This window comes from Pedobacter sp. GR22-6, from assembly GCF_037402555.1.
Taxonomy (GTDB): domain Bacteria; phylum Bacteroidota; class Bacteroidia; order Sphingobacteriales; family Sphingobacteriaceae; genus Pedobacter.
Genome location: NZ_JBBEUC010000003.1, coordinates 702,578 through 722,361, shown reverse-complemented (window position 1 = coordinate 722,361; position 19,784 = coordinate 702,578). Strand labels below are relative to the sequence as shown.

The window sequence follows — 19,784 nt, the reverse complement described above, 5'->3', positions numbered from 1 at the left end:
AGTTGAAAAATTTAAAAAGTTGGGATGCCTGCACACCCCAACAAAATAACTTTCAACATTAGTCTAACGTAATATCTAAACCTAATCCGCGTAACTCATGTACCAATACATTGAATGACTCTGGTACACCAGGTGTAGGAAGATTCTCGCCTTTTACAATTGCTTCGTAAGTTTTGGCCCTGCCGATCACATCATCTGATTTCACAGTTAAGATCTCTTGCAGAATATTGGCCGCACCGAATGCTTCCAATGCCCAAACCTCCATCTCACCGAAACGCTGACCACCAAACTGGGCTTTACCACCCAAAGGTTGTTGTGTGATCAATGAATATGGCCCGATTGAACGTGCGTGCATCTTATCATCAACCATGTGACCCAATTTCAGCATATAAATAATACCTACTGTTGTCGGTTGATCAAATTTCTCACCCGTTAATCCGTTATTCAGGTAAGTACGGCCTGAAGCAGGTAAACCAGCTTTAGCAATCCAATCCTCAACTTCATAATGTTTTGCACCGTCAAAGATCGGAGTAGCGAATTTCACACCCAGTTCTTTACCAGCCCACGCCAATACAGTCTCATAGATCTGACCCAAGTTCATACGTGAAGGTACACCCAGTGGATTCAACACAATATCAACAGGAGTTCCGTCTTCTAAGAATGGCATATCTTCATCCCGAACGATACGAGCAACAATACCCTTATTACCGTGACGACCAGCCATCTTATCACCTACTTTTAACTTACGTTTCTTAGCTACATAAACCTTAGCCATTTGTACGATCCCAGATGGGAGTTCATCACCTACGCTGATGGCAAATTTATCACGTTTATACGCACCCAGTTCTTCGTTCACACGAATACCATAGTTGTGGATCAACAACTTGATCTGATCATTTTTATCATCATCAGTAGTCCATTTGTATGGATTGATGTGTGCATATTCCAGATCAGACAAACTTTTCTGTGTAAATTTAGCTCCTTTAGGGAACAGCAATTCTTTGTAAACGTTATAAACACCTTGTGATGTTTTACCGTTCACGATTTGGAATAATTTATCTACCAGTTCGTTTTTAAGATTTGTAGTAGCAAGATCGTACTTCTTATCTAATTTCTCTATCGCCGATTTTTCTTCAGCTTTAGTTGTTTTTTTAGCTCTTGAGAACAATTTGGTATCAATTACCACACCTTTGATTGAAGGAGGAGTCTTCAATGATGCATCTTTCACATCACCTGCTTTATCTCCAAAAATCGCACGTAATAACTTCTCTTCTGGTGAAGGATCAGATTCTCCCTTAGGAGTGATCTTACCTATCAGGATATCACCTTCTTTAACTTCAGCACCAATACGGATGATACCATTCTCGTCAAGATCTTTAGTAGCTTCTTCAGAAACGTTAGGAATATCTGGTGTCAGTTCTTCTTCCCCACGTTTTGTATCACGCACTTCCAATTCAAACTCTTCAATGTGCAAAGAGGTAAAGATATCCTCACGGACAATACGTTCGTTGATCACGATCGCATCCTCAAAGTTATATCCTTGCCAAGGCATGAAAGCAACTTTCAAGTTCCTTCCCAGTGCCAACTCGCCATTTTCTGTAGCATATCCCTCACAAAGCACTTGTCCTTTTACTACTTTCTGACCTTTCTTAACGATTGGCTTCAAGTTGATACAAGTATTCTGATTGGTTTTTTTGAACTTGATCAGTTTGTAGGTTTTGCTGTCACCTTCAAAAGAAACAAGACGATCACCGTCATTTCTTACATATTTAATGGTGATTTCATTAGCATCTACATATTCTACCACGCCGTCACCTTCAGCATTGATCAGTGTTCTTGAATCACGTGCAACGCGACCTTCCAAACCTGTACCAACAATAGGTGCTTCAGGACGTAACAATGGTACAGCCTGACGTTGCATGTTCGATCCCATCAAAGCCCTGTTCGCATCATCATGTTCCAGGAAAGGAATCAATGAAGCGGCAATTGAAGTAATCTGATTAGGTGCCACGTCCATTAAGTCCAATTTCTCAGGCTCAATAATCGGGAAGTCACCCTCATAACGTGCTTTTACACGTGGGGTAGTAAAGTTACCTTTATCATCATACTCGGCATTTGCCTGTGCAATCGTTTTCCCATCCTCATCCTCAGCAGACAAATAGATCACTGGCTCGTCAACTGAAACGATACCGTTGTCTACTTTCTTATATGGCGTCTCAATGAAACCTAGGTTATTGATCTTAGCATGAACGCAAAGAGAGGAGATCAAACCGATGTTTGGTCCCTCTGGAGTTTCGATAGTACACAGACGACCATAGTGAGTATAGTGAACGTCACGTACCTCAAAACCTGCTCGCTCACGTGAAAGACCGCCTGGGCCTAAAGCTGATAAACGACGCTTGTGCGTAATCTCCGCCAAAGGATTGGTCTGATCCATAAACTGAGACAACTGGTTGGTACCAAAGAATGAATTAATAACCGAGGACAACGTCCGGGCATTGATCAAATCTGTTGGCGTGAAAACCTCATTGTCACGGATATTCATACGCTCACGAATTGTGCGGGCCATACGAGCCAAACCTACTCCGAATTGTGCGTACAATTGCTCACCTACTGTACGAACACGACGGTTCGACAAGTGATCGATATCATCCACCTCTTCTTTAGAGTTGATCAACTTGATCAGGTATTTAACGATCGCAATAATATCTGCTTTTGTCAATACCTTAACGTGATCTGGGGTGTCCATTTTCAATTTACGGTTGATGCGGTATCTACCAACATCACCTAAATCATAACGTTTATCCGAAAAGAACAAGCGCTCAATGATACCTCTTGCAGTTTCCTCATCTGGTGGTTCTGCGTTACGCAGTGCACGATAGATGTTTTCCACAGCCTCTTTTTCAGAGTTTGAAGTATCTTTCTGTAATGTATTATAGATAATGGTATAATCAGCCTGACTTGCTCCGTCATCTTTAGACAAGATGATCGTTTTTACGCCAGCATCAATGATCATATCAATATGGTCGTCTTCTAAAACAGTATCCCTGTCTAAGATCACTTCGTTACGATCAATAGAAACTACCTCACCGGTATCTTCATCTACAAAATCTTCAACCCATTTTCTCAGAACCCTTGCAGCAAGCTTACGACCGATATATTTTTTCAAGCCGGATTTACTCACCTTCACCTCATCAGCAAGGTCAAATAATTCCAGGATGTCTTTATCAGAATCATAACCGATGGCACGCAACAAAGTGGTAACCGGGAATTTTTTCTTACGATCGATGTAAGCGTACATGACGTTGTTTACGTCAGTGGCAAACTCAATCCAAGATCCTTTGAAAGGAATGACACGGGCAGAATATAGCTTGGTACCATTCGTGTGACGGCTTTGACCGAAGAACACACCTGGAGACCTGTGTAGTTGAGAAACAATTACACGCTCTGCACCGTTAATCACAAATGTACCCTTTGGAGTCATATAAGGTATAGTACCCAGGTATACATCTTGAATGATGGTTTCAAAATCTTCGTGTTCAGCATCGTTACAAGAAAGCTTTAACTTAGCTTTTAACGGAACACTGTAAGTTAACCCGCGGTCGATACACTCTGGTATATCATAACGTGGTGGGTCAATAAAATAATCAAGGAACTCCAGAACAAAAATGTTCCTGGAATCAGTGATTGGAAAGTTCTCAGCGAACACTTTAAACAAACCTTCTGTATGACGGTTATCCGAAGTGGTCTCAATCTGAAAGAATTCTCTGAATGATTGCAACTGCACATCTAGAAAATCTGGATAATCTATGATATGCTTACTACGTGCAAAATTTACTCTTTGGTCGACTTTATTTGCCAATGGACTAAAGTTAATTTACTTTAAGAATAAACTATTTGTTTGGTTAGCCGTTAAACAATCTCACCAACCAAACAAGATGAAATGTTTATAAACAGGTATAGACTCCGACTATGCAGTCGGAGTCTACGATTAAAGTTATATTAAAATTAAGCGATTACTTAATTTCAACTACAGCTCCAGCTTCTTCTAATTGTTTTTTCAGAGCTTCAGCTTCGTCTTTAGCAACACCAGCTTTCAATTCTTTTGGTGCACCGTCAACTAAATCTTTAGCTTCTTTCAAACCTAAACCAGTTAAGTCTTTTACCAATTTAACAACTGCTAATTTCTGACCACCAGCTTCTTTCAAGATTACATCAAAAGTTGATTTCTCTTCAGCTGCAGGAGCAGCATCACCAGCAGGACCTGCAACAGCAACTGCAGCAGCAGCTGGTTCAATACCATACTCGTCTTTTAAGATTTGAGCTAATTCGTTAACTTCTTTAACTGTCAAGTTTACCAATTGCTCAGCAAACGCTTTTAAATCTGCCATTTTTATAGATTTTTAAAAATTTACGTAAAATAATTTATTAATATGAACTTATAAGGTGTTCCTTAACCTTCTCTCTCTTGAAGAGTTTTAACTAATCCTGCAATCGTGCTACCACCTGATTTCAATGCAGAAATCACGTTTTTAGCAGGTGATTGTAACAATCCAACGATATCTCCGATAAGCTCTTCTCTTGATTTCAAGCTTACTAAAGTATCTAATTGGTTATCGCCAATAAATACCGTTGAATCGATATAAGCAGCTTTAAGCACTGGTTTATCAGATCCTTTTCTCAGGGCTTTGATCAGCTTAGCTGGACCATTACCTACTGTTGAGAATAACAATGCTGACTGACCTTTAAGCGCTACAAAGATCTCCGATGCGTCGCCTTCTAAACCTTCAATCGCTTTTCTAATCAAAGTGTTTTTAGCTACCTGCATCTCAATCCCGCTTTCAAAACATTTACGACGGATACTGTTTATTTTCTCAACAGATAAGCTTGATGTGTCGGCAATATAAAAATTACCGAATTCCTGCATCTTCTCTTGAAGAGCGGAAACTACTTCGTGTTTTTCTTCTCTGTTCATAATTAGATCCCCGCTACTGATTTAGTTTCGATTGCAATTCCAGGACTCATTGTAGAAGAAACATGAATGCTCTTGAAATAAGTTCCTTTTGCAGCAGATGGTTTTAGCTTAGAAATTACTTGAAGTACTTCTAATGCATTTTCATATATTTTCTCTGCCGGGAATGATACTTTTCCTACTGAAGCATGGATAATACCTGTTTTGTCAACTTTAAAATCAATTTTACCGCCTTTTACGTCAGTTACTGCTTTACCAACTTCGTTAGTTACAGTACCTGATTTCGGGTTTGGCATAAGGTTACGTGGACCTAAAACGCGGCCCAGTTTACCTACTTTTGCCATACAAGCAGGAGTAGTGATAATAATGTCAACATCAGTCCATCCACCTTCAATCTTGGCTACATATTCGTCTAAACCTACGAAATCTGCCCCTGCAGCTTTAGCCTCTTCTTCCTTGTCAGGAGTACAAAGAACTAAAACACGTACAGTCTTACCTGTACCGTGTGGTAAAGTAGCGATACCACGAACCATTTGGTTCGCTTTACGCGGATCTACACCTAACGCTACATCGATATCAACCGATGCATCAAATTTAGTTGTAGTGATTTCTTTAACCAAAGCAGCCGCATCCTTTAAAGAATACGTTTTACCAGATTCTAGTTTAGCATGTGCCTTTTTTTGATTTTTTGTTAATTTAGCCACTGTTGTAAACTGTTTTTTGTTAATTAATTTGTCCAAGGTGCATCACCGCTAACGGTGATTCCCATACTGCGTGCTGTACCGGCAACCATACTCATTGCCGATTCGATAGTGAAAGCATTTAGATCCGTCATTTTATCTTCAGCAATTGACTTAACCTGATCCCAAGTCACCGAACCAACTTTCTTACGGTTGGGCTCAGCAGAACCACTCGTTAATTTAGTAGCATCCTTTAACTGGATAGCAACCGGAGGGGTTTTGATGATAAATTCGAAAGACTTGTCAGCATAAACAGTAATTACAACTGGTAAAACTTTACCGGGCTTATCTTGGGTACGAGCATTGAATTGCTTGCAAAACTCCATAATGTTCACCCCCTTAGCACCCAATGCAGGTCCTACTGGTGGCGATGGATTTGCAGCTCCACCCTTGATCTGTAATTTAACAAGTGCACTGACTTCTTTTGCCATTTTCTGTTTTTGTTAATTTGTAATACTCAATGTTAAAATGTGGAAGCATGTAACATTTAAGGTCTTTATCTACTCTTTTTCTACTTGCATATAGTTAAGCTCCAAAGGAGTTTTTCTTCCGAAAATCTTAACCATAACCTTCAATTTCTTTTTCTCTTCGTTAACCTCTTCAATCACGCCGGTGAATCCATTGAACGGACCGTCCATGACCTTCACGTTTTCGCCTACATAGTAAGCCACGTTCATCGTTTCACTTTGCTGGCTCATCTCATCGACTTTACCTAAAATGCGGTTAACTTCTGCCTGACGCATAGGAACCGGGTTTCCTCCCTTGTCCCCTAAAAAGCCAATCACACTATTAATGTTCTTAATAATGTGTTCCAATTCTCCATCCAGGGTAGCTTCAATCAAAACATATCCTGGATAAAAGTTGCGCTCCTTAGCAATCTTTTTTCCATCCTTCATCTGGTAATATTTCTCCATTGGGATCAATACCTGTGGCACCAAATGTGAAAATCCTAAACGGCTAATTTCAGAATCGATGTACTGTTTTACCTTTTTTTCTTTACCGCTAACAGCTCTAACCACATACCATTTCAACTGATCGTTCATTTAGCTCTATTAATTAGAAAGTGATTTATAAAAAGTATCCAATACAAAAGTAGATCCCTTATCCATTGCAAAAACAACTAATGCAATAATAAGTGAAGCTACCAAAACCAATATAGCAGAATTTTGCAATTCTCCCCATGTAGGCCAGGTAACCTTCTGGGTCATTTCTTCATACGATTCTTTAACAAATTGAACTACTTTAGCCATAATTATTTTTTTGCACGGGAACAAGGATTCGAACCCTGATCAAAGGTTTTGGAGACCTCTATTCTACCATTGAACTATTCCCGTGTATTTTGATAATGTCTTTAAAAGACTACAATCAGGTTTAGATAACAAAGTACTCAAGCAATTGAAGCCTGAGTACTTTGCTTCATTATTTCAAACTGTCTGATATCTCTTTCGAGAATCGAAGAACTATTTTAAAATTTCAGTTACCTGACCAGCACCTACTGTTCTACCACCTTCACGGATAGCGAAACGTAGACCTTTTTCCATTGCAATAGCGTTGATCAATTTAACAGTGATCGTAACGTTATCACCAGGCATTACCATTTCAGTTCCTTCAGCCAGTGAGATCTCACCAGTTACGTCTGTGGTACGGAAATAGAATTGTGGACGGTATTTGTTAAAGAATGGAGTGTGACGTCCACCTTCTGCTTTTGATAATACATAGATCTCAGCTTTGAAATCAGTGTGAGGAGTTACAGAAGCTGGTTTACAGATAACCATACCACGACGGATATCAGTTTTCTCAATACCACGCAACAATAAACCTACGTTATCACCTGCTTCACCATAATCAAGGATTTTACGGAACATCTCAACACCTGTTACAGTTGATTTAAGATTTTCTGCACCCATACCCAAGATCTCAACTGGATCACCAGAGTTGATCACACCACGCTCGATACGACCAGTTGCAACAGTACCACGACCAGTGATCGAGAATACGTCCTCAACAGGCATCAAGAATGGAAGGTCAGTCAAACGTGGAGGAATTGGAATGTAGCTATCAACAGCATCCATCAATTCCATGATTTTAGCAACCCATTTAGCATCACCGTTCAAGCCACCAAGAGCTGAACCTTGAATAACAGGGATATCATCACCAGGGAATTCATAGAATGATAACAATTCACGAACTTCCATTTCTACTAATTCTAACAATTCAGGATCATCAACCATATCCACTTTATTCATGAATACAACCAATGAAGGAACACCTACCTGACGAGCCAATAGAATGTGCTCGCGAGTTTGTGGCATCGGACCATCTGTAGCAGCTACAACGATGATAGCTCCATCCATTTGCGCAGCACCAGTAACCATGTTTTTCACGTAATCCGCGTGACCTGGACAGTCAACGTGTGCATAGTGACGGTTAGCTGTTGAATACTCAACGTGTGCTGTGTTAATAGTGATACCTCTTTCTTTTTCCTCTGGAGCAGAGTCAATTGAATCAAATGAACGCGCCTCAGATAAACCAGCATCAGATAACACTTTAGTGATAGCTGCTGTTAAGGTTGTTTTACCGTGGTCAACGTGACCGATTGTGCCGATGTTTAAGTGCGGCTTGCTGCGGTCAAACTTTTCTTTTGCCATGTTTTTATACTTATTAGTAGGTTAACTTTTTATTTATTTATTGTTTTGATACAATTCAATACAAAAAACCTTGTCCAACTGAGCTTAATCAGGTTCAACAAAGCTTCTTCTTTATTTTTTTTGAGCCAAAGATGGGACTTGAACCCACGACCTCTTCCTTACCAAGGAAGTGCTCTACCGCTGAGCTACTTCGGCTTTTAATCTCAGCCTGCAATCACATTCAACCTAAGCTGAAATCTTTTTAAAGTGCCGATTGCCCACCTTTTTCCATTTTTGAGCGGAAGACGAGGTTCGAACTCGCGACCTATAGCTTGGAAGGCTATCGCTCTACCAACTGAGCTACTTCCGCTTCTTTTTTGTGGGGAGAGAAGGATTCGAACCTTCGAAGTCTCGCGACAACAGAGTTACAGTCTGTCCCATTTGGCCACTCTGGTATCTCCCCAAAAAGAGCCTCCTATCGGAATCGAACCAATGACCTACTGATTACAAGTCAGTTGCTCTACCAGCTGAGCTAAGGAGGCTTATATCGTTCATCACCGAAAAAAGGCAACGAATTTTTATAATATTAATCTTTCATAGAACTTTCCGTTTTTAGTGTTGGACTAACGCCCTCTCTGAAACGGAATGCAAATGTACACGAATTTAAATACGATCCAAAATTATTTTAAAAAAAAATTGACGGGATTTAGTCCCGCCAATTTCAATATTAAAAACCAGAAAAAGTACTCTCCTAGTAATCAGACACTTCATTAGCATTCAAAAGCGCTTTGTGTTCGCTTAATTTTACACGAGTTTTGTCTTTATGTTTAGTTATTTGTTTCCTTAAGGATTCGATAGCCAAATCCGTAGCCTCTTCAAAGGATTTACATTGCTCTTTTGCAAACATGGTCCCCCCAGGAACGATCAGCTTAATCTCACTGATTTTGTTCGCCTCATCGTCTACATTTTCCAATTTTAAATAGACCTCCCCACTAATAATCTGGTCAAAAAACTGATCTAACTTATCTACTTTCTTCTGAATGAAGTCTAATAACTTTTGGTCTGCATTGAAATGGATCGATTGAACTGTAATTTTCATATTTTCCTCCTCTTTTTTATGCCTTTGGATGGGCTTGTTTATATATAGTTTTTAGTCTTTCTACTGAATTGTGGGTATAAACCTGGGTCGCGGCGAGACTGGCATGCCCCAATAATTCTTTAATCGCATTTAAATCTGCCCCCCTATTCAATAAACTCGTTGCATAGGAATGGCGGAGCACATGTGGACTTTTCTTTTCTTGTGTTGAAATGTACGTCAAATAACGACCGACTGTGCGGTAAATTTGCTTCGCATAAGCATCTGCTCCTTTATCTGTAACGAACAAAACCCCGCTTTTGTTATTAAAATTCTGCAATGATTTCAATTCAATGTATTTCTTCAGCTCTCCAGTAAGCGATTCAGTTATCGGAATAATCCTTTCTTTGCTCCGTTTCCCCACTACCTTTACGCTGTTGGCATAAAAATCGACATCTGTCGCTTTCAATGATAAAAGCTCTGCTAACCTCATCCCCGTGCCAAATAAGACCTCAATGATCAGCTTATCTCTCACAGAAGCGAAACTATCGTCAAAGATCTCCGGCGAATCCAGCAACAGGTCAAGTTTCTGATCCTCTATAAAAACTGGTAATGCTTTAGGAATCTTGGGTGCTTTGATGGTCGAAATGGGATTCTGTGTTACCCGGCCTTCTTTCAACAAATATTTATAAAAACTACGGAGCGTCGATAATTTTCTCCCAACCGAACTTTCTGAAGCCCCGCTTTCCATCAGCCAAACCATAAAATCCCTTACGTGTACAGGCTTCAACTCTTCTAAAGAAAGCTCGTAGTTGACAATCATGAAATCCTTAAACTGAATCAGATCGGCTCTGTAAGACTGCAAGGTGTGCGGAGAATAACGCTTCTCGTGTTGGAGATATGTTAAAAATTGGTCAACAGCCATAGAAACTATTTGTATTGCTCGATAAGTGAATATACAAAACAATATTTAACAATTTCTTATTATTTTAATAATAAAAAAGCGCCATTGATGGTGATCAATGACGCTTCAAAATCTATAATGTAGATTGTCAGAACTATATAGTTCCTTCCAATTGCATATTTTGCTTGTAAATTGCGTGTTTCACTTGCGTACGACGAGCAACAGATTTCTTTTCGTATGCTTGACGACTGCGTAGTTCTCTCAACACACCTGTTTTCTCGAATTTCTTCTTGAAACGCTTAAGGGCTTTATCCAATGATTCGCCGTCTTTAATATTGATAATGATCATAACGTAAAATACCTCCTCTCGTTGTTTTTAGGACTGCAAAGATAAGGCTTAGATTTGACAATCAAAACAATATTTTAAATTAATCAAAATAAAGCAGTTAATATAAAAATCCGGCACCTTTTGAATGCCGGATTTTACAGTTGATATATTTGGTTAGAATATGTTTTTATTTTTTTGCACTACTAATTTAATCTTTTAAAACTTCTCTTGCAATAACTATTTTCTGAATCTCTGAAGTTCCTTCTCCGATTGTACATAATTTGCTGTCGCGGTAGAATTTTTCTACCGGAAAATCCTTAGTATAACCATACCCACCAAAGATCTGTACTGCATCTGTAGAGACCCTGACCGCCACTTCCGATGCGAAGTATTTCGCCATCGCAGACTCTTTGGTCATCGGCAATCCACGGTTCTTCAGATCCGCAGCTTGCCTGATCAACAGTTCAGCAGCTTCTATCTCTGTTGCCATGTCTGCAAGCTTGAAGCTGATGCCCTGAAAACTAGCTATCGGCTGACCAAACTGATGCCGCTCTTTAGCATAAGCTAATGCTGCTTCATAAGCGCCCTTCGCTATACCCAATGACAAAGCTGCTATAGATATCCTCCCTCCGTCCAGCACCTTCATTGCCTGTTTAAATCCTTCACCTTCTTCACCCAATAAATTCTCCTTAGGCACCCTGCAATTGTCGAAAATCATCTCTGTAGTTTCAGAAGCCCGCATCCCCAACTTATTTTCTTTCTTTCCCGCCGAAAAGCCAGCTGTACCTCTTTCTACAACTATAGCAGAAATACCTTTGGAATCACCTTTTTCTCCCGTCCTTACCATCACTACAGCCACATCACCCGTCTTACCATGCGTAATCCAGTTTTTTGCACCATTGATCACATATTCATCTCCATCTAATACCGCTGTAGTCATCATCCTCAAAGCATCCGAACCAGTATTCGCCTCTGTGAGTCCCCAGGCACCGATCCATTCTGCACTGGCGAGTTTCGGTAACCATTTTTCCTTCTGCACATCATTGGCAAAGGCAAGAATATGACCCGTACACAGCGAATTGTGTGCCGCGACCGACAAGCCGATAGAGCCACATACACGTGCCACTTCAACAATGACATCCACATACTCCTGGTATCCGAATCCTGATCCTCCATAATTCTCGGGCACCAATACCCCCATTAGTCCCAATTCGCCCAGCGCTTTGAAGACAGGCAATGGAAAATATTGGGCTTCGTCCCATTCCATCACATTCGGCCGGATGTGTTTTTCAGCAAAATCCCGCACCATGGCTTTGATCATCTCTTGATTTTCTGAGGTACTAAAACTGTATCCTACAGAACTATCCATTGTTTCTAACATAGATTTATTGTTTGAATGCGGACAATGTTAATGAAATAAAATCACTCCATCACCTTCAGAAAACCCCTCATTTGATAGAACGAAATGGTATTCAGTTCATTAATGCCGTGCCCTCATTTTAGGCAGTCAAATACACTTGAAAAGTTTTTTTATTTTTTTTTAGCTTAGTCCCCAAATTCAGCTTAAACAACGCAGACTCATGACTTATATCAACAGGAAGGCGATCATCACGCAGTTAAAAAACGACCTGATTGGAAAAGATGCCTACCGGGGAGTAACCCTCACCTATTCCTGGCTTGCCAACCAGTTTGGGCATTTTTCCCTGGGTTTCATCCCTACCATTGTCATCTATCATTTTATCCGCTCAAATCCGAATATTGCCTACCCCGAACTTTGGGCTTCTATAGGTGTATGGTCTGCCTGGATATTGTTCGAGGCTTACAATTTTCTCGGACCATTATTGCTTAAAACTACAACAAAGCGAAAAGCACTCAATAAAGGCGAATATACTTTCAGCCCTTCCTGGAGAAACCTCACCTTCGATACCCTTACTGACCTTATGTATTTCGGCATGGGTGCCCTCGCGGCGAGCCTGATCTGCGGTTACCATACTGAAATGCTCTATACACTGATTGGAATGCTCATTCTCGTAAGCTACCCAGCATATTATTGGTATACGACAAAAATGTACTTGCAAAATGCAGAATATCCTTTTCAGCTTCGCCTCAGTCAGTGGAACCAAAACATCAAACCTGAACATAAAGAGGCCGTACATCGTTTCCTGGACATGGATGCGAACCAGCTGGGCAGACACATGCTCATTTTCGGCTCCCGTGGCAGTGGAAAAACTTCCCTTTCTGTTGGTATCGCTACAGAAGCATCTATCAAGAGCAATTGTTGCAGTTATATTACCGCAGTCAAATTACTCAGCCTATTTTTTGAGCGCAATCCATCTCAGTCCCAATTGAATCAACTTTGGTCGTGGCGAAACTGCAACCTGTTGGTCATTGACGACATCAACCCTGGCAGGCCGGTAAAAGGAGACATTATCACTACAGCTCTTTTCTATGAATTACTGAACAATGTAGATTGCGGATCAGACAACATCAAACATATAAGGGAAAAGAACATCATTTGGGTCATGGGAAGCGATGATCCCACAAACCTGCTGGAAGAAAAATGGGAAAGCCTATTGCAGCAGATTGGGATTCCTAAATCCCACATCACCACCATTAACCTAGACTAAGGCAGGATATTATTGTCGTACGCAAAACTCACCAGGTGGGTCAGGCTCTTGACGTCAAAACGCTTATATAAAGGAATAATTCTTTTTTCGATTGCAGAATGTGAAACGTTTAGTTCATGGGCAATTTCCTTAAAGGAATAACCCTTTGCAACTAGTGAGAGTGCTTCTTTTTCTTTATTGGAGATCGCCAGGTGATGGAACAGTACTTTGTTCAATTCTTCTTCAAATTTTTCCTTCTCCGGACCATATGCAGCATAACGCATGATCTTTCCGAAAATTAAATTCCTGTTGATCTGAAAACGGCCAATGATAGACTCAATCCGGCCATTCTCTGAACTAAATATTCCAACCCTTACAATCATGGGTACATGTGCACCGTTCTTGTGGATCTTTTTCAACTCTATCGTAAAGCTATACTCCTCAAGACTCTTAGATTTACCATGAATAAATTTCAAAGCTTTGTCGTTCAGATCATGCGAAAAGGGTGCAAATTCGGGTGCCGACATATTGACGATGGCCAACATATTGATTTCATCATCCTTATAACCTAATACTTCTTCCCAGCCATTAGCGAAGATCATGCGATTTTCTTTGAAAGAATAAATATAAATGGCCTCATCTGGAAACCTGGGTATCGTCTGCCTAAAGTACTTAGCCTGCTCACTCTCCAAATCCGCAGGAATAGCTGTGATGAAATTCCTTGAATATTCCCCAAAGTTCTTATTAGCTGTCATTTTCTCTCCGCTTTTGAATACTGCGTGTTTTCACAGTTGACTAAACTCGAAAACAGCACTAGATTTGCAACAAATTTAAAATAATTTAGTCACCCTTGTAAACATGACCATCCGTTTTTCAGTACTTATTTTAAAAATCATTGCTATAATATTGTTTCTACTGTGCATATATCAATTAGCCGGTCTCAATCAGCTTATTTAATAAGCAGCAAGTGCAAAAACCCGATCTGAAAAGGGGATCAAGCGTTTCTTTCCATTTAGAAAATCCAGAGAGATGATAAAAGAATAACCTGCGACCTCTGCACCGAGCTGCCGCACCAGTTTAGAAGCAGCCACTACAGTCCCGCCAGTTGCCAGCAGGTCGTCATGAATGAGTATCCGTTGCCCCTGAAATACCGCATCTTCATGGCATTCGATTGTCGCAGTCCCATATTCCAGCTCATAAGACTCCCTTACCGTCTTATAAGGTAATTTTCCTGCCTTGCGAATGGGCACAAAGGGTAAACCCATCAAGCGTGCAAGGGCTGGACCAAATAAAAATCCGCGACTTTCTATACCAGCTATTACATCAATATCCAGTCCTTTGAGTTGCAATGCCAGCTCCGTGACAATCTCATCGCAGAGCGATGGATCTTTCAATATAGGGGTGATGTCTTTGAAAATAATCCCTGCTTTCGGAAAATCTCGTACGTCCCGTACACTTTGTTTTATTTTAGTTGCTATCATCACTCAAAATTAAGGTAAGGTGCCAGTCGTTCAATGGTTTCTGCATCCAGAATGGCAACTTTGTTTAGGTCTGCAATATTACTATAATTTCCATGTTGTTTTCTATATTGTATCAGCGCATTTATCTGTTTATATCGGATGTATGGATGATTTTTAAAATCTTCCAATGCGGCAGTGTTAATGTTGATCTTTCTCAGCTGATCCGGCGTTATTATCAATTGTGAGCTGATCTCTTCATATTTAATAGAATCTAATCCATAAACTTCCAGTAATTGTTCCTTTCTATAAAAACCACCGAGGCGCTCCCGGTATTTTAGAATCCGACGTGCAAAGGCAGGACCTATCCCCGACACCTCCACCAACGCAGCACTATCCGCGGTATTGAGTGATACCAATTTTAGCTCGGATCTACTGATTTTCCTACCCGGTTTATAAGCTCCCAATTCAAGACCTTTTTGTTCTGCCATAGGCATTATCCTAACATAAGGCGCAATCTGCTGATACAGCTCATCACTGATGGTATACATCTTTTGAAGATCCTGAGCCTTCCTAAATTGCCCGCCCTTAGCTATATATTTAAGCAGCGACAAAGCCTGCCTCTGGGAAAGTCCCAATTGCTGCCAGCCCTGAAGGCTGAGGGTATTGGGGTCAAAATAAAATCGCCTGGTCGCTATTCTCGTCTCCTTTTTCAATTCAACAAATTCTCGTGTTGCAGTAGATCCGGACTGCTTCATTTCATTTAGATGCAAAGTATATAAGGCCTTTTCCTTAGCGTGGTTTTCTGTATCCTCAGTATTCCAAAAAGCATGCAGCCTCGGCAACAGTTTCAAAAATAAAATGATCAGAACCAAAACAAGTAAGCCGTTAAATTCGCCTTTGCTCAAGGCAAATTGATGAATGAGCCATTTCTTCATAGAGCGAATCTAGCCTACTTATTTCTCAATGACCAAATTCCAATAATCAAAAACGAAATCCGTTCACCATAATCCGTTCACCATAATTTACAACAGTAGTTCTGTCAGTTTTGGGACAAATGACAACAAATTTAAACGTATGAAAAATATAAACCTTACTTTTGAGATTGGATTTTAATTTACTAACCACGCATTTAAATGAAGATCATAACTACCCAAGAGTTTGCAAAAGCTACAAAAATCGATAAACTGGGTGTCCCCGGCCTTGCAGCTTTACTCATGGAGATGATGAAACTCAATGACATCAATAAAGTTTTCTCTCAGAATCAGCATTTCAATGGCTTAGAGTTTGTCGACAAAATATTGGAGACCATTGGAGTAAGCATTGATTTTGATGAAGATGATTTGAAAAACATTCCCAAAACCGGTGGCTTCATCGCCATTGCAAATCATCCCTACGGCGGTGTAGAAGGTCTGGCATTGGTAAAACTACTTTGCACAGTGAGACCCGAAGCCAAAGTGATGGTGAATTTCATCCTCAAAAAAATACCTAACCTCAGCGAATTCTTCGTTGCAGTCAACCCATTCGAAAACATACAGCATTCTTCCAGCATCAGCGGGTTGAAAGCAACCTTCGATTTGTTACAAAGCGGCGTACCCATTGGCATTTTTCCTGCAGGAGAGGTATCTACCTTCAGTTTAGATAAACAGGAGATCACAGATAAGCTATGGCATCCCGTAGTAGGTAAATTGATTGCCAGGGCCAAACTTCCGGTAGTGCCTATTTATTTCCACGGAAATAATGGTGTGCTCTTCAATATCCTGAGCTTCATCCACCCTACACTCAGAACGGCCAAGCTCCCTTCAGAATTCCTCAACAAGCAAGGTTTAAAAATAAAAGTACGGATAGGCAAACCCATCCATATAGAAGATATTTCCTATCGCAATAATACCAACAAATTGCTTGACTTTTTAAGGGCCCGTACCTATGCGCTTGGTACTGGCTTAGAAGAGGAAAAAAAACTGTTCAATCCTATTAATCTGTTTAAGATTAAGAAAAAACCAGAATCAGTGATTGAGGAAACAGACCGCAATCTTATTGTAGAGGAAGTTAGTCAATTGGAAAGTTTCCGGGTATGGCAGGAAAAAAACTATGAAGTATACATTACGCCTACTTCTACCATCCCTCACATCCTACGGGAAATCGGTCGCTTAAGGGAAATCACTTTCAGAGAAGTTGGCGAGGGCACAAATAAGAAGATCGACCTGGACAATTACGACATTTACTATAATCACCTGTTCATTTGGGACAAAGAACTTCAAAACATCGTTGGTGCTTACCGGATTGGCAAAGGCGATGAGATTCTGAACACCATGGGGCGCAGGGGTTTTTATATTTCCGAATTGTTTAAGATTAAAGAACCTTTCTATCCTATTCTCAGAAAAGGCATCGAACTCGGACGTTCATGGATCCGTAAGGAGTATCAGCAAAAGCCATTACCGTTATTCCTTTTATGGAAGGGCATCCTCAAATACTTGCTGGACAATCCGCAATACCGTTATATGTTTGGTCCAGTGAGCATTAGCAACAATTTCTCTAAGTTTTCAAAGTCTCTGATCGTCAATTACATCACTAAAAATCATTTTGATTACGATCTCGCAGCTTATGTAAAACCGAAGAACAAGTTCAAAGCAGATCTTTCAGCGATTGATAAAGACCTGCTGATCGAGAGCAGTGAATCCTTAAAAGACCTGGACAGTCTGATTTCAGACATTGAAAACTCACACATCAAAATTCCAGTCTTATTAAGACAGTACATGAACCTGAATGCAAAGATCATTTGCTTCAATATAGACCCCAAATTTTCTGACTGCCTGGATGGATTCCTCCTGGTAGACACCCAAAACATCCCGGCTGAAATGCTGGAGAAGATTGGTAAGAATTTTTAAAAGCGAAAAGCCCCGACATCCATCGGGGCTTTTCGTTATCAACTAAACCTAAACGTATATAAATACTAACCAAATATTTATAATACAAAGGTAAATGCGCCATATTAAATGCCAGTTAAGTATAAGTTATCATGCCAGTATATGGCTTATCAATTGTACTAGTTTCCTACCACTATCCTACTAGTATGCTACCAGTCTCTACCAGTCCCTGTGGTAAGAGATTGGAAGGAAGTTGGTAGTTATTGGATATCACAGTAGTACGGTTAACAAGAGGGTATCGAAGTCCGATTAAATTAATGTTAAGTTTCCCGGGAATCTCGAAAAACTTAATACACCCCCAATGTTAGTTTTACGTATATTTAGTATTACCAAATCATTAATTAATCGAATCAAGTATGGGCCGTTTGCTAAAAATATACGGTACATGGGTTTTACTCATGATTTCCCCTTCGCTTTTGAAAGGTCAGGAGAGCTTTAACACCAGCTTTGAATTCTACAATCAGACCTTTAACATTGAAGTAGATTCTTCTATTATAGTTGGCTTTCCGAAGATGTTGTCTGAAGACTATATCAAGGCCAGCTACAAAAAAGCAAATGCAGGCAAATACGCACGTATCATAGATAGTCTACTGGCATATAAGAAAAGTCATGAACTAAACGATTGGTTGTATTACCAACTCATTCGTAAAACGGCTCAGGCCATCAGCCCCAAGAAAGATAACTACGAGCGCTACACTTTTTACAAATGGTTCTTGCTCGGTAAGTCAGGCTACGATGCAAGACTGACTATAGCTGACAATAGAATCATCTTCTACGTATATAATGACGAGGACATCTCAGATATTCCCTTCCTCATGTTCAAGGGCAAAAAATACATGTGTCTCAACTACCACGACTACGCGAAAGCAAATCTAAACGCGGTTCCACCCTACGATATGTTAAATATTCCCGAAGCCAACAGGTCTTTTTCTTACAAAGTGACAAGAATGCCTGATTTTAAGCCGGAAAGTTATGCGGATAAAAAGATAGAATTCAGTTACAAGCACAAAGTCTATCACTTCGATATCAAACTTAATCCGGAAGTGGAAGCCATATTCGCCAACTATCCTGGTGTCGATTTTTCCTACTACTTCAACATTCCTTTGAGTAAAGAAACCTATGGTTCGTTGATTCCCTTACTAAAGAAAAATGTGAGCAAGATGAATCAAAAGCGGGGGATAGATTATTTAATGCGTTTTACCAGGTATGCATTTCTGTATGAAAATGATGAGGATAATTTTGGAAAGGAAAAGCGTCTCTCACCAGAAGAGACGCTTTTCTCCAAATACAGTGATTGTGATGATCGTGCAGCACTGTTTTTCTATCTTGTGAAGGAAATTTACAACCTGCCCATGATCGCATTGTTATATCCAACACATATTACCATGGCAGTTCAATTTGATAAACCGGTAGGCACGCCGATTATGTACAATGGCAAGGTCTATTCTGTTTGCGAACCTACTCCTCAAAAAGAAAACCTGGGAATAGGGCAGCTTTCCGCTAATTTAAAGAATATACCTTACAAAGTGGTGTATGCCTATAACCCTGCGCATTGAGTTCCCATTTAATTATAAACAAAATTAGGATGGAAGTACTGTTTAATAAATACAGTTTCATCTGCCATTGAGGTCCCCTCATAGCGAATCACCAACTTGATCTCCAACAACCATTTTGTCTGATCAGCCGGCTTTTCTGGCGTCATATTAACTCCTTTAGCGTATCCATCAACAACTTTAAAAGGGATCATCATACAAGTCGGGCATGATCTGTAAAGCAATACACGCTCAGCCAAAACATCAGCCTTCGTCAGTTCAAATTTAGTGCCTTCCATAGCTGCCTTCACATAAACGGACATGGTAGATTCCGCCTGTTTTGCTTCCGCCCAAAACAATCGATAGCGACCTTGCTGCGGTGCGCTGAAAGAATTGGGATTCAAGTCTACATTTTCAGTAAAGAGGTACTGACAGGTTGCATTTGCCGGACAATCGGTCAAATTGCTTTCATCAATTGGCTGTTCTTGCACTGGTCGGTCTTTCCTGCAGGAAACGCCCCCAATCATTAAAAGTACAAATAAGTAAAATAGTGGAACTTTAATTGTTTTCATTTTTCCAAGTTTATGGTATACTGACTAATACGAATGAAAGCTAT

General features: G+C 40.2%; 19 protein-coding genes and 5 tRNA genes. 3 read left to right on the top strand and 21 right to left on the bottom strand.

The window, feature by feature from the left end:
- Positions 1 to 58: 58 nt before the first annotated feature.
- The 17 genes from rpoB to WAE59_RS17015 all read right to left on the bottom strand — a co-directional run bounded on the left by rpoB (position 59) and on the right by WAE59_RS17015 (position 12,027).
- Positions 59 to 3,862 (bottom strand): DNA-directed RNA polymerase subunit beta, encoded by a 3,804-nt coding sequence (gene rpoB, locus WAE59_RS17095; RefSeq protein WP_337857178.1) that lies wholly within the window; start codon positions 3,860 to 3,862, stop codon positions 59 to 61.
- 154 nt (positions 3,863 to 4,016) lie between these two features.
- A complete protein-coding gene (rplL, locus tag WAE59_RS17090; RefSeq protein WP_008243131.1) occupies positions 4,017 to 4,391 on the bottom strand; it encodes a 50S ribosomal protein L7/L12 in 375 nt (124 codons plus the stop codon).
- Positions 4,392 to 4,453: 62 nt separating this feature from the next.
- Positions 4,454 to 4,975 (bottom strand): 50S ribosomal protein L10, encoded by a 522-nt coding sequence (gene rplJ / locus WAE59_RS17085; RefSeq protein ID WP_337857177.1) that lies wholly within the window; start codon positions 4,973 to 4,975, stop codon positions 4,454 to 4,456.
- A gap of 2 nt (positions 4,976 to 4,977) precedes the next feature.
- Positions 4,978 to 5,676 carry a 50S ribosomal protein L1 gene (rplA, locus tag WAE59_RS17080; RefSeq protein WP_136836028.1) on the bottom strand — a complete coding sequence of 233 codons (699 nt, stop codon included), beginning with the start codon at positions 5,674 to 5,676 and terminating at the stop codon, positions 4,978 to 4,980.
- A 23-nt stretch (positions 5,677 to 5,699) separates the two neighbouring features.
- Positions 5,700 to 6,143, bottom strand: a complete 444-nt coding sequence (rplK, locus tag WAE59_RS17075) for a 50S ribosomal protein L11 (RefSeq protein WP_073232496.1) — start codon at positions 6,141 to 6,143, stop codon at positions 5,700 to 5,702.
- A 69-nt stretch (positions 6,144 to 6,212) separates the two neighbouring features.
- Entirely contained in the window at positions 6,213 to 6,755 is a 543-nt protein-coding gene (gene nusG, locus WAE59_RS17070; RefSeq protein ID WP_337857176.1) for a transcription termination/antitermination protein NusG, read from the bottom strand.
- A gap of 9 nt (positions 6,756 to 6,764) precedes the next feature.
- Entirely contained in the window at positions 6,765 to 6,962 is a 198-nt protein-coding gene (gene secE / locus WAE59_RS17065) for a preprotein translocase subunit SecE (protein WP_337857175.1), read from the bottom strand.
- Between the two features lie 13 nt (positions 6,963 to 6,975).
- Positions 6,976 to 7,046: transfer RNA gene (locus WAE59_RS17060), tRNA-Trp, on the bottom strand.
- A 126-nt stretch (positions 7,047 to 7,172) separates the two neighbouring features.
- Entirely contained in the window at positions 7,173 to 8,360 is a 1,188-nt protein-coding gene (tuf, locus tag WAE59_RS17055) for an elongation factor Tu (protein WP_337857174.1), read from the bottom strand.
- Positions 8,361 to 8,483: 123 nt separating this feature from the next.
- Positions 8,484 to 8,555, bottom strand: a tRNA-Thr gene (locus WAE59_RS17050).
- 81 nt (positions 8,556 to 8,636) lie between these two features.
- Positions 8,637 to 8,709, bottom strand: a tRNA-Gly gene (locus WAE59_RS17045).
- Positions 8,710 to 8,719: 10 nt separating this feature from the next.
- Positions 8,720 to 8,802: transfer RNA gene (locus WAE59_RS17040), tRNA-Tyr, on the bottom strand.
- Between the two features lie 6 nt (positions 8,803 to 8,808).
- A tRNA-Thr gene (locus WAE59_RS17035) sits at positions 8,809 to 8,881 on the bottom strand.
- Positions 8,882 to 9,090: 209 nt separating this feature from the next.
- The gene (gene hpf / locus WAE59_RS17030) at positions 9,091 to 9,438 is read right to left on the bottom strand and encodes a ribosome hibernation-promoting factor, HPF/YfiA family (protein ID WP_337857173.1); all 348 of its coding nucleotides are present in this window, start codon (positions 9,436 to 9,438) and stop codon (positions 9,091 to 9,093) included.
- Positions 9,439 to 9,454: 16 nt separating this feature from the next.
- Positions 9,455 to 10,279: a tyrosine-type recombinase/integrase gene (locus tag WAE59_RS17025; RefSeq protein ID WP_443147264.1), complete on the bottom strand. Its 825-nt coding sequence runs from the start codon at positions 10,277 to 10,279 to the stop codon at positions 9,455 to 9,457.
- Between the two features lie 193 nt (positions 10,280 to 10,472).
- Positions 10,473 to 10,667 carry a 30S ribosomal protein S21 gene (rpsU, locus tag WAE59_RS17020; protein WP_012781007.1) on the bottom strand — a complete coding sequence of 65 codons (195 nt, stop codon included), beginning with the start codon at positions 10,665 to 10,667 and terminating at the stop codon, positions 10,473 to 10,475.
- Positions 10,668 to 10,854: 187 nt separating this feature from the next.
- A complete protein-coding gene (locus WAE59_RS17015) occupies positions 10,855 to 12,027 on the bottom strand; it encodes an acyl-CoA dehydrogenase family protein (protein WP_337857171.1) in 1,173 nt (390 codons plus the stop codon).
- A gap of 199 nt (positions 12,028 to 12,226) precedes the next feature.
- On the opposite strand from WAE59_RS17015, the gene WAE59_RS17010 reads away from it, so the two are divergent.
- Positions 12,227 to 13,273, top strand: coding sequence for a hypothetical protein (locus tag WAE59_RS17010; RefSeq protein ID WP_337857170.1), 1,047 nt, complete (start codon positions 12,227 to 12,229; stop codon positions 13,271 to 13,273).
- On the opposite strand, the gene WAE59_RS17005 is transcribed toward WAE59_RS17010, so the two are convergent.
- The 3 genes from WAE59_RS17005 to WAE59_RS16995 form a co-directional block, all read right to left on the bottom strand.
- A complete protein-coding gene (locus WAE59_RS17005) occupies positions 13,270 to 14,007 on the bottom strand; it encodes a LuxR C-terminal-related transcriptional regulator (RefSeq protein ID WP_337857169.1) in 738 nt (245 codons plus the stop codon). The genes WAE59_RS17010 and WAE59_RS17005 overlap by 4 nt on opposite strands.
- 198 nt (positions 14,008 to 14,205) lie before the next feature.
- Positions 14,206 to 14,733: an adenine phosphoribosyltransferase gene (locus WAE59_RS17000; RefSeq protein ID WP_337857168.1), complete on the bottom strand. Its 528-nt coding sequence runs from the start codon at positions 14,731 to 14,733 to the stop codon at positions 14,206 to 14,208.
- Positions 14,733 to 15,647, bottom strand: a complete 915-nt coding sequence (locus WAE59_RS16995; RefSeq protein WP_337857167.1) for a helix-hairpin-helix domain-containing protein — start codon at positions 15,645 to 15,647, stop codon at positions 14,733 to 14,735. Before WAE59_RS16995 ends, WAE59_RS17000 begins: the two co-directional genes overlap by 1 nt.
- A 198-nt stretch (positions 15,648 to 15,845) precedes the next feature.
- Here WAE59_RS16995 and WAE59_RS16990 point away from each other — a divergent pair, with 198 nt between their 5' ends.
- Together WAE59_RS16990 and WAE59_RS16985 are read left to right on the top strand one after the other, a co-directional pair.
- The gene (locus WAE59_RS16990; RefSeq protein ID WP_337857166.1) at positions 15,846 to 17,597 is read left to right on the top strand and encodes a lysophospholipid acyltransferase family protein; all 1,752 of its coding nucleotides are present in this window, start codon (positions 15,846 to 15,848) and stop codon (positions 17,595 to 17,597) included.
- 395 nt (positions 17,598 to 17,992) lie between these two features.
- The gene (locus tag WAE59_RS16985) at positions 17,993 to 19,192 is read left to right on the top strand and encodes a hypothetical protein (protein WP_337857165.1); all 1,200 of its coding nucleotides are present in this window, start codon (positions 17,993 to 17,995) and stop codon (positions 19,190 to 19,192) included.
- A gap of 8 nt (positions 19,193 to 19,200) precedes the next feature.
- Here WAE59_RS16985 and WAE59_RS16980 read toward each other — a convergent pair whose 3' ends face one another.
- A complete protein-coding gene (locus WAE59_RS16980; protein ID WP_337857164.1) occupies positions 19,201 to 19,740 on the bottom strand; it encodes a hypothetical protein in 540 nt (179 codons plus the stop codon).
- Between the last annotated feature and the right edge of the window lie 44 nt (positions 19,741 to 19,784).

Excerpts from the sequence above, each read along its gene's own strand:
- rplL (WP_008243131.1), bottom strand. The coding sequence starts at position 4,391 with ATGGCAGATTTAAAAGCGTTTGCTGAGCAATTGGTAAACTTGACAGTT.
- rplJ (WP_337857177.1), bottom strand. The coding sequence starts at position 4,975 with ATGAACAGAGAAGAAAAACACGAAGTAGTTTCCGCTCTTCAAGAGAAG.
- rplK (WP_073232496.1), bottom strand. The coding sequence starts at position 6,143 with ATGGCAAAAGAAGTCAGTGCACTTGTTAAATTACAGATCAAGGGTGGA.
- nusG (WP_337857176.1), bottom strand. The coding sequence starts at position 6,755 with ATGAACGATCAGTTGAAATGGTATGTGGTTAGAGCTGTTAGCGGTAAA.
- secE (WP_337857175.1), bottom strand. The coding sequence starts at position 6,962 with ATGGCTAAAGTAGTTCAATTTGTTAAAGAATCGTATGAAGAAATGACC.
- tuf (WP_337857174.1), bottom strand. The coding sequence starts at position 8,360 with ATGGCAAAAGAAAAGTTTGACCGCAGCAAGCCGCACTTAAACATCGGC.
- hpf (WP_337857173.1), bottom strand. The coding sequence starts at position 9,438 with ATGAAAATTACAGTTCAATCGATCCATTTCAATGCAGACCAAAAGTTA.
- rpsU (WP_012781007.1), bottom strand. The coding sequence starts at position 10,667 with ATGATCATTATCAATATTAAAGACGGCGAATCATTGGATAAAGCCCTT.
- WAE59_RS17015 (WP_337857171.1), bottom strand. The coding sequence starts at position 12,027 with ATGTTAGAAACAATGGATAGTTCTGTAGGATACAGTTTTAGTACCTCA.
- WAE59_RS17010 (WP_337857170.1), top strand. The coding sequence starts at position 12,227 with ATGACTTATATCAACAGGAAGGCGATCATCACGCAGTTAAAAAACGAC.
- WAE59_RS17005 (WP_337857169.1), bottom strand. The coding sequence starts at position 14,007 with ATGACAGCTAATAAGAACTTTGGGGAATATTCAAGGAATTTCATCACA.
- WAE59_RS17000 (WP_337857168.1), bottom strand. The coding sequence starts at position 14,733 with ATGATAGCAACTAAAATAAAACAAAGTGTACGGGACGTACGAGATTTT.
- WAE59_RS16995 (WP_337857167.1), bottom strand. The coding sequence starts at position 15,647 with ATGAAGAAATGGCTCATTCATCAATTTGCCTTGAGCAAAGGCGAATTT.
- WAE59_RS16990 (WP_337857166.1), top strand. The coding sequence starts at position 15,846 with ATGAAGATCATAACTACCCAAGAGTTTGCAAAAGCTACAAAAATCGAT.
- WAE59_RS16985 (WP_337857165.1), top strand. The coding sequence starts at position 17,993 with ATGGGCCGTTTGCTAAAAATATACGGTACATGGGTTTTACTCATGATT.
- WAE59_RS16980 (WP_337857164.1), bottom strand. The coding sequence starts at position 19,740 with ATGAAAACAATTAAAGTTCCACTATTTTACTTATTTGTACTTTTAATG.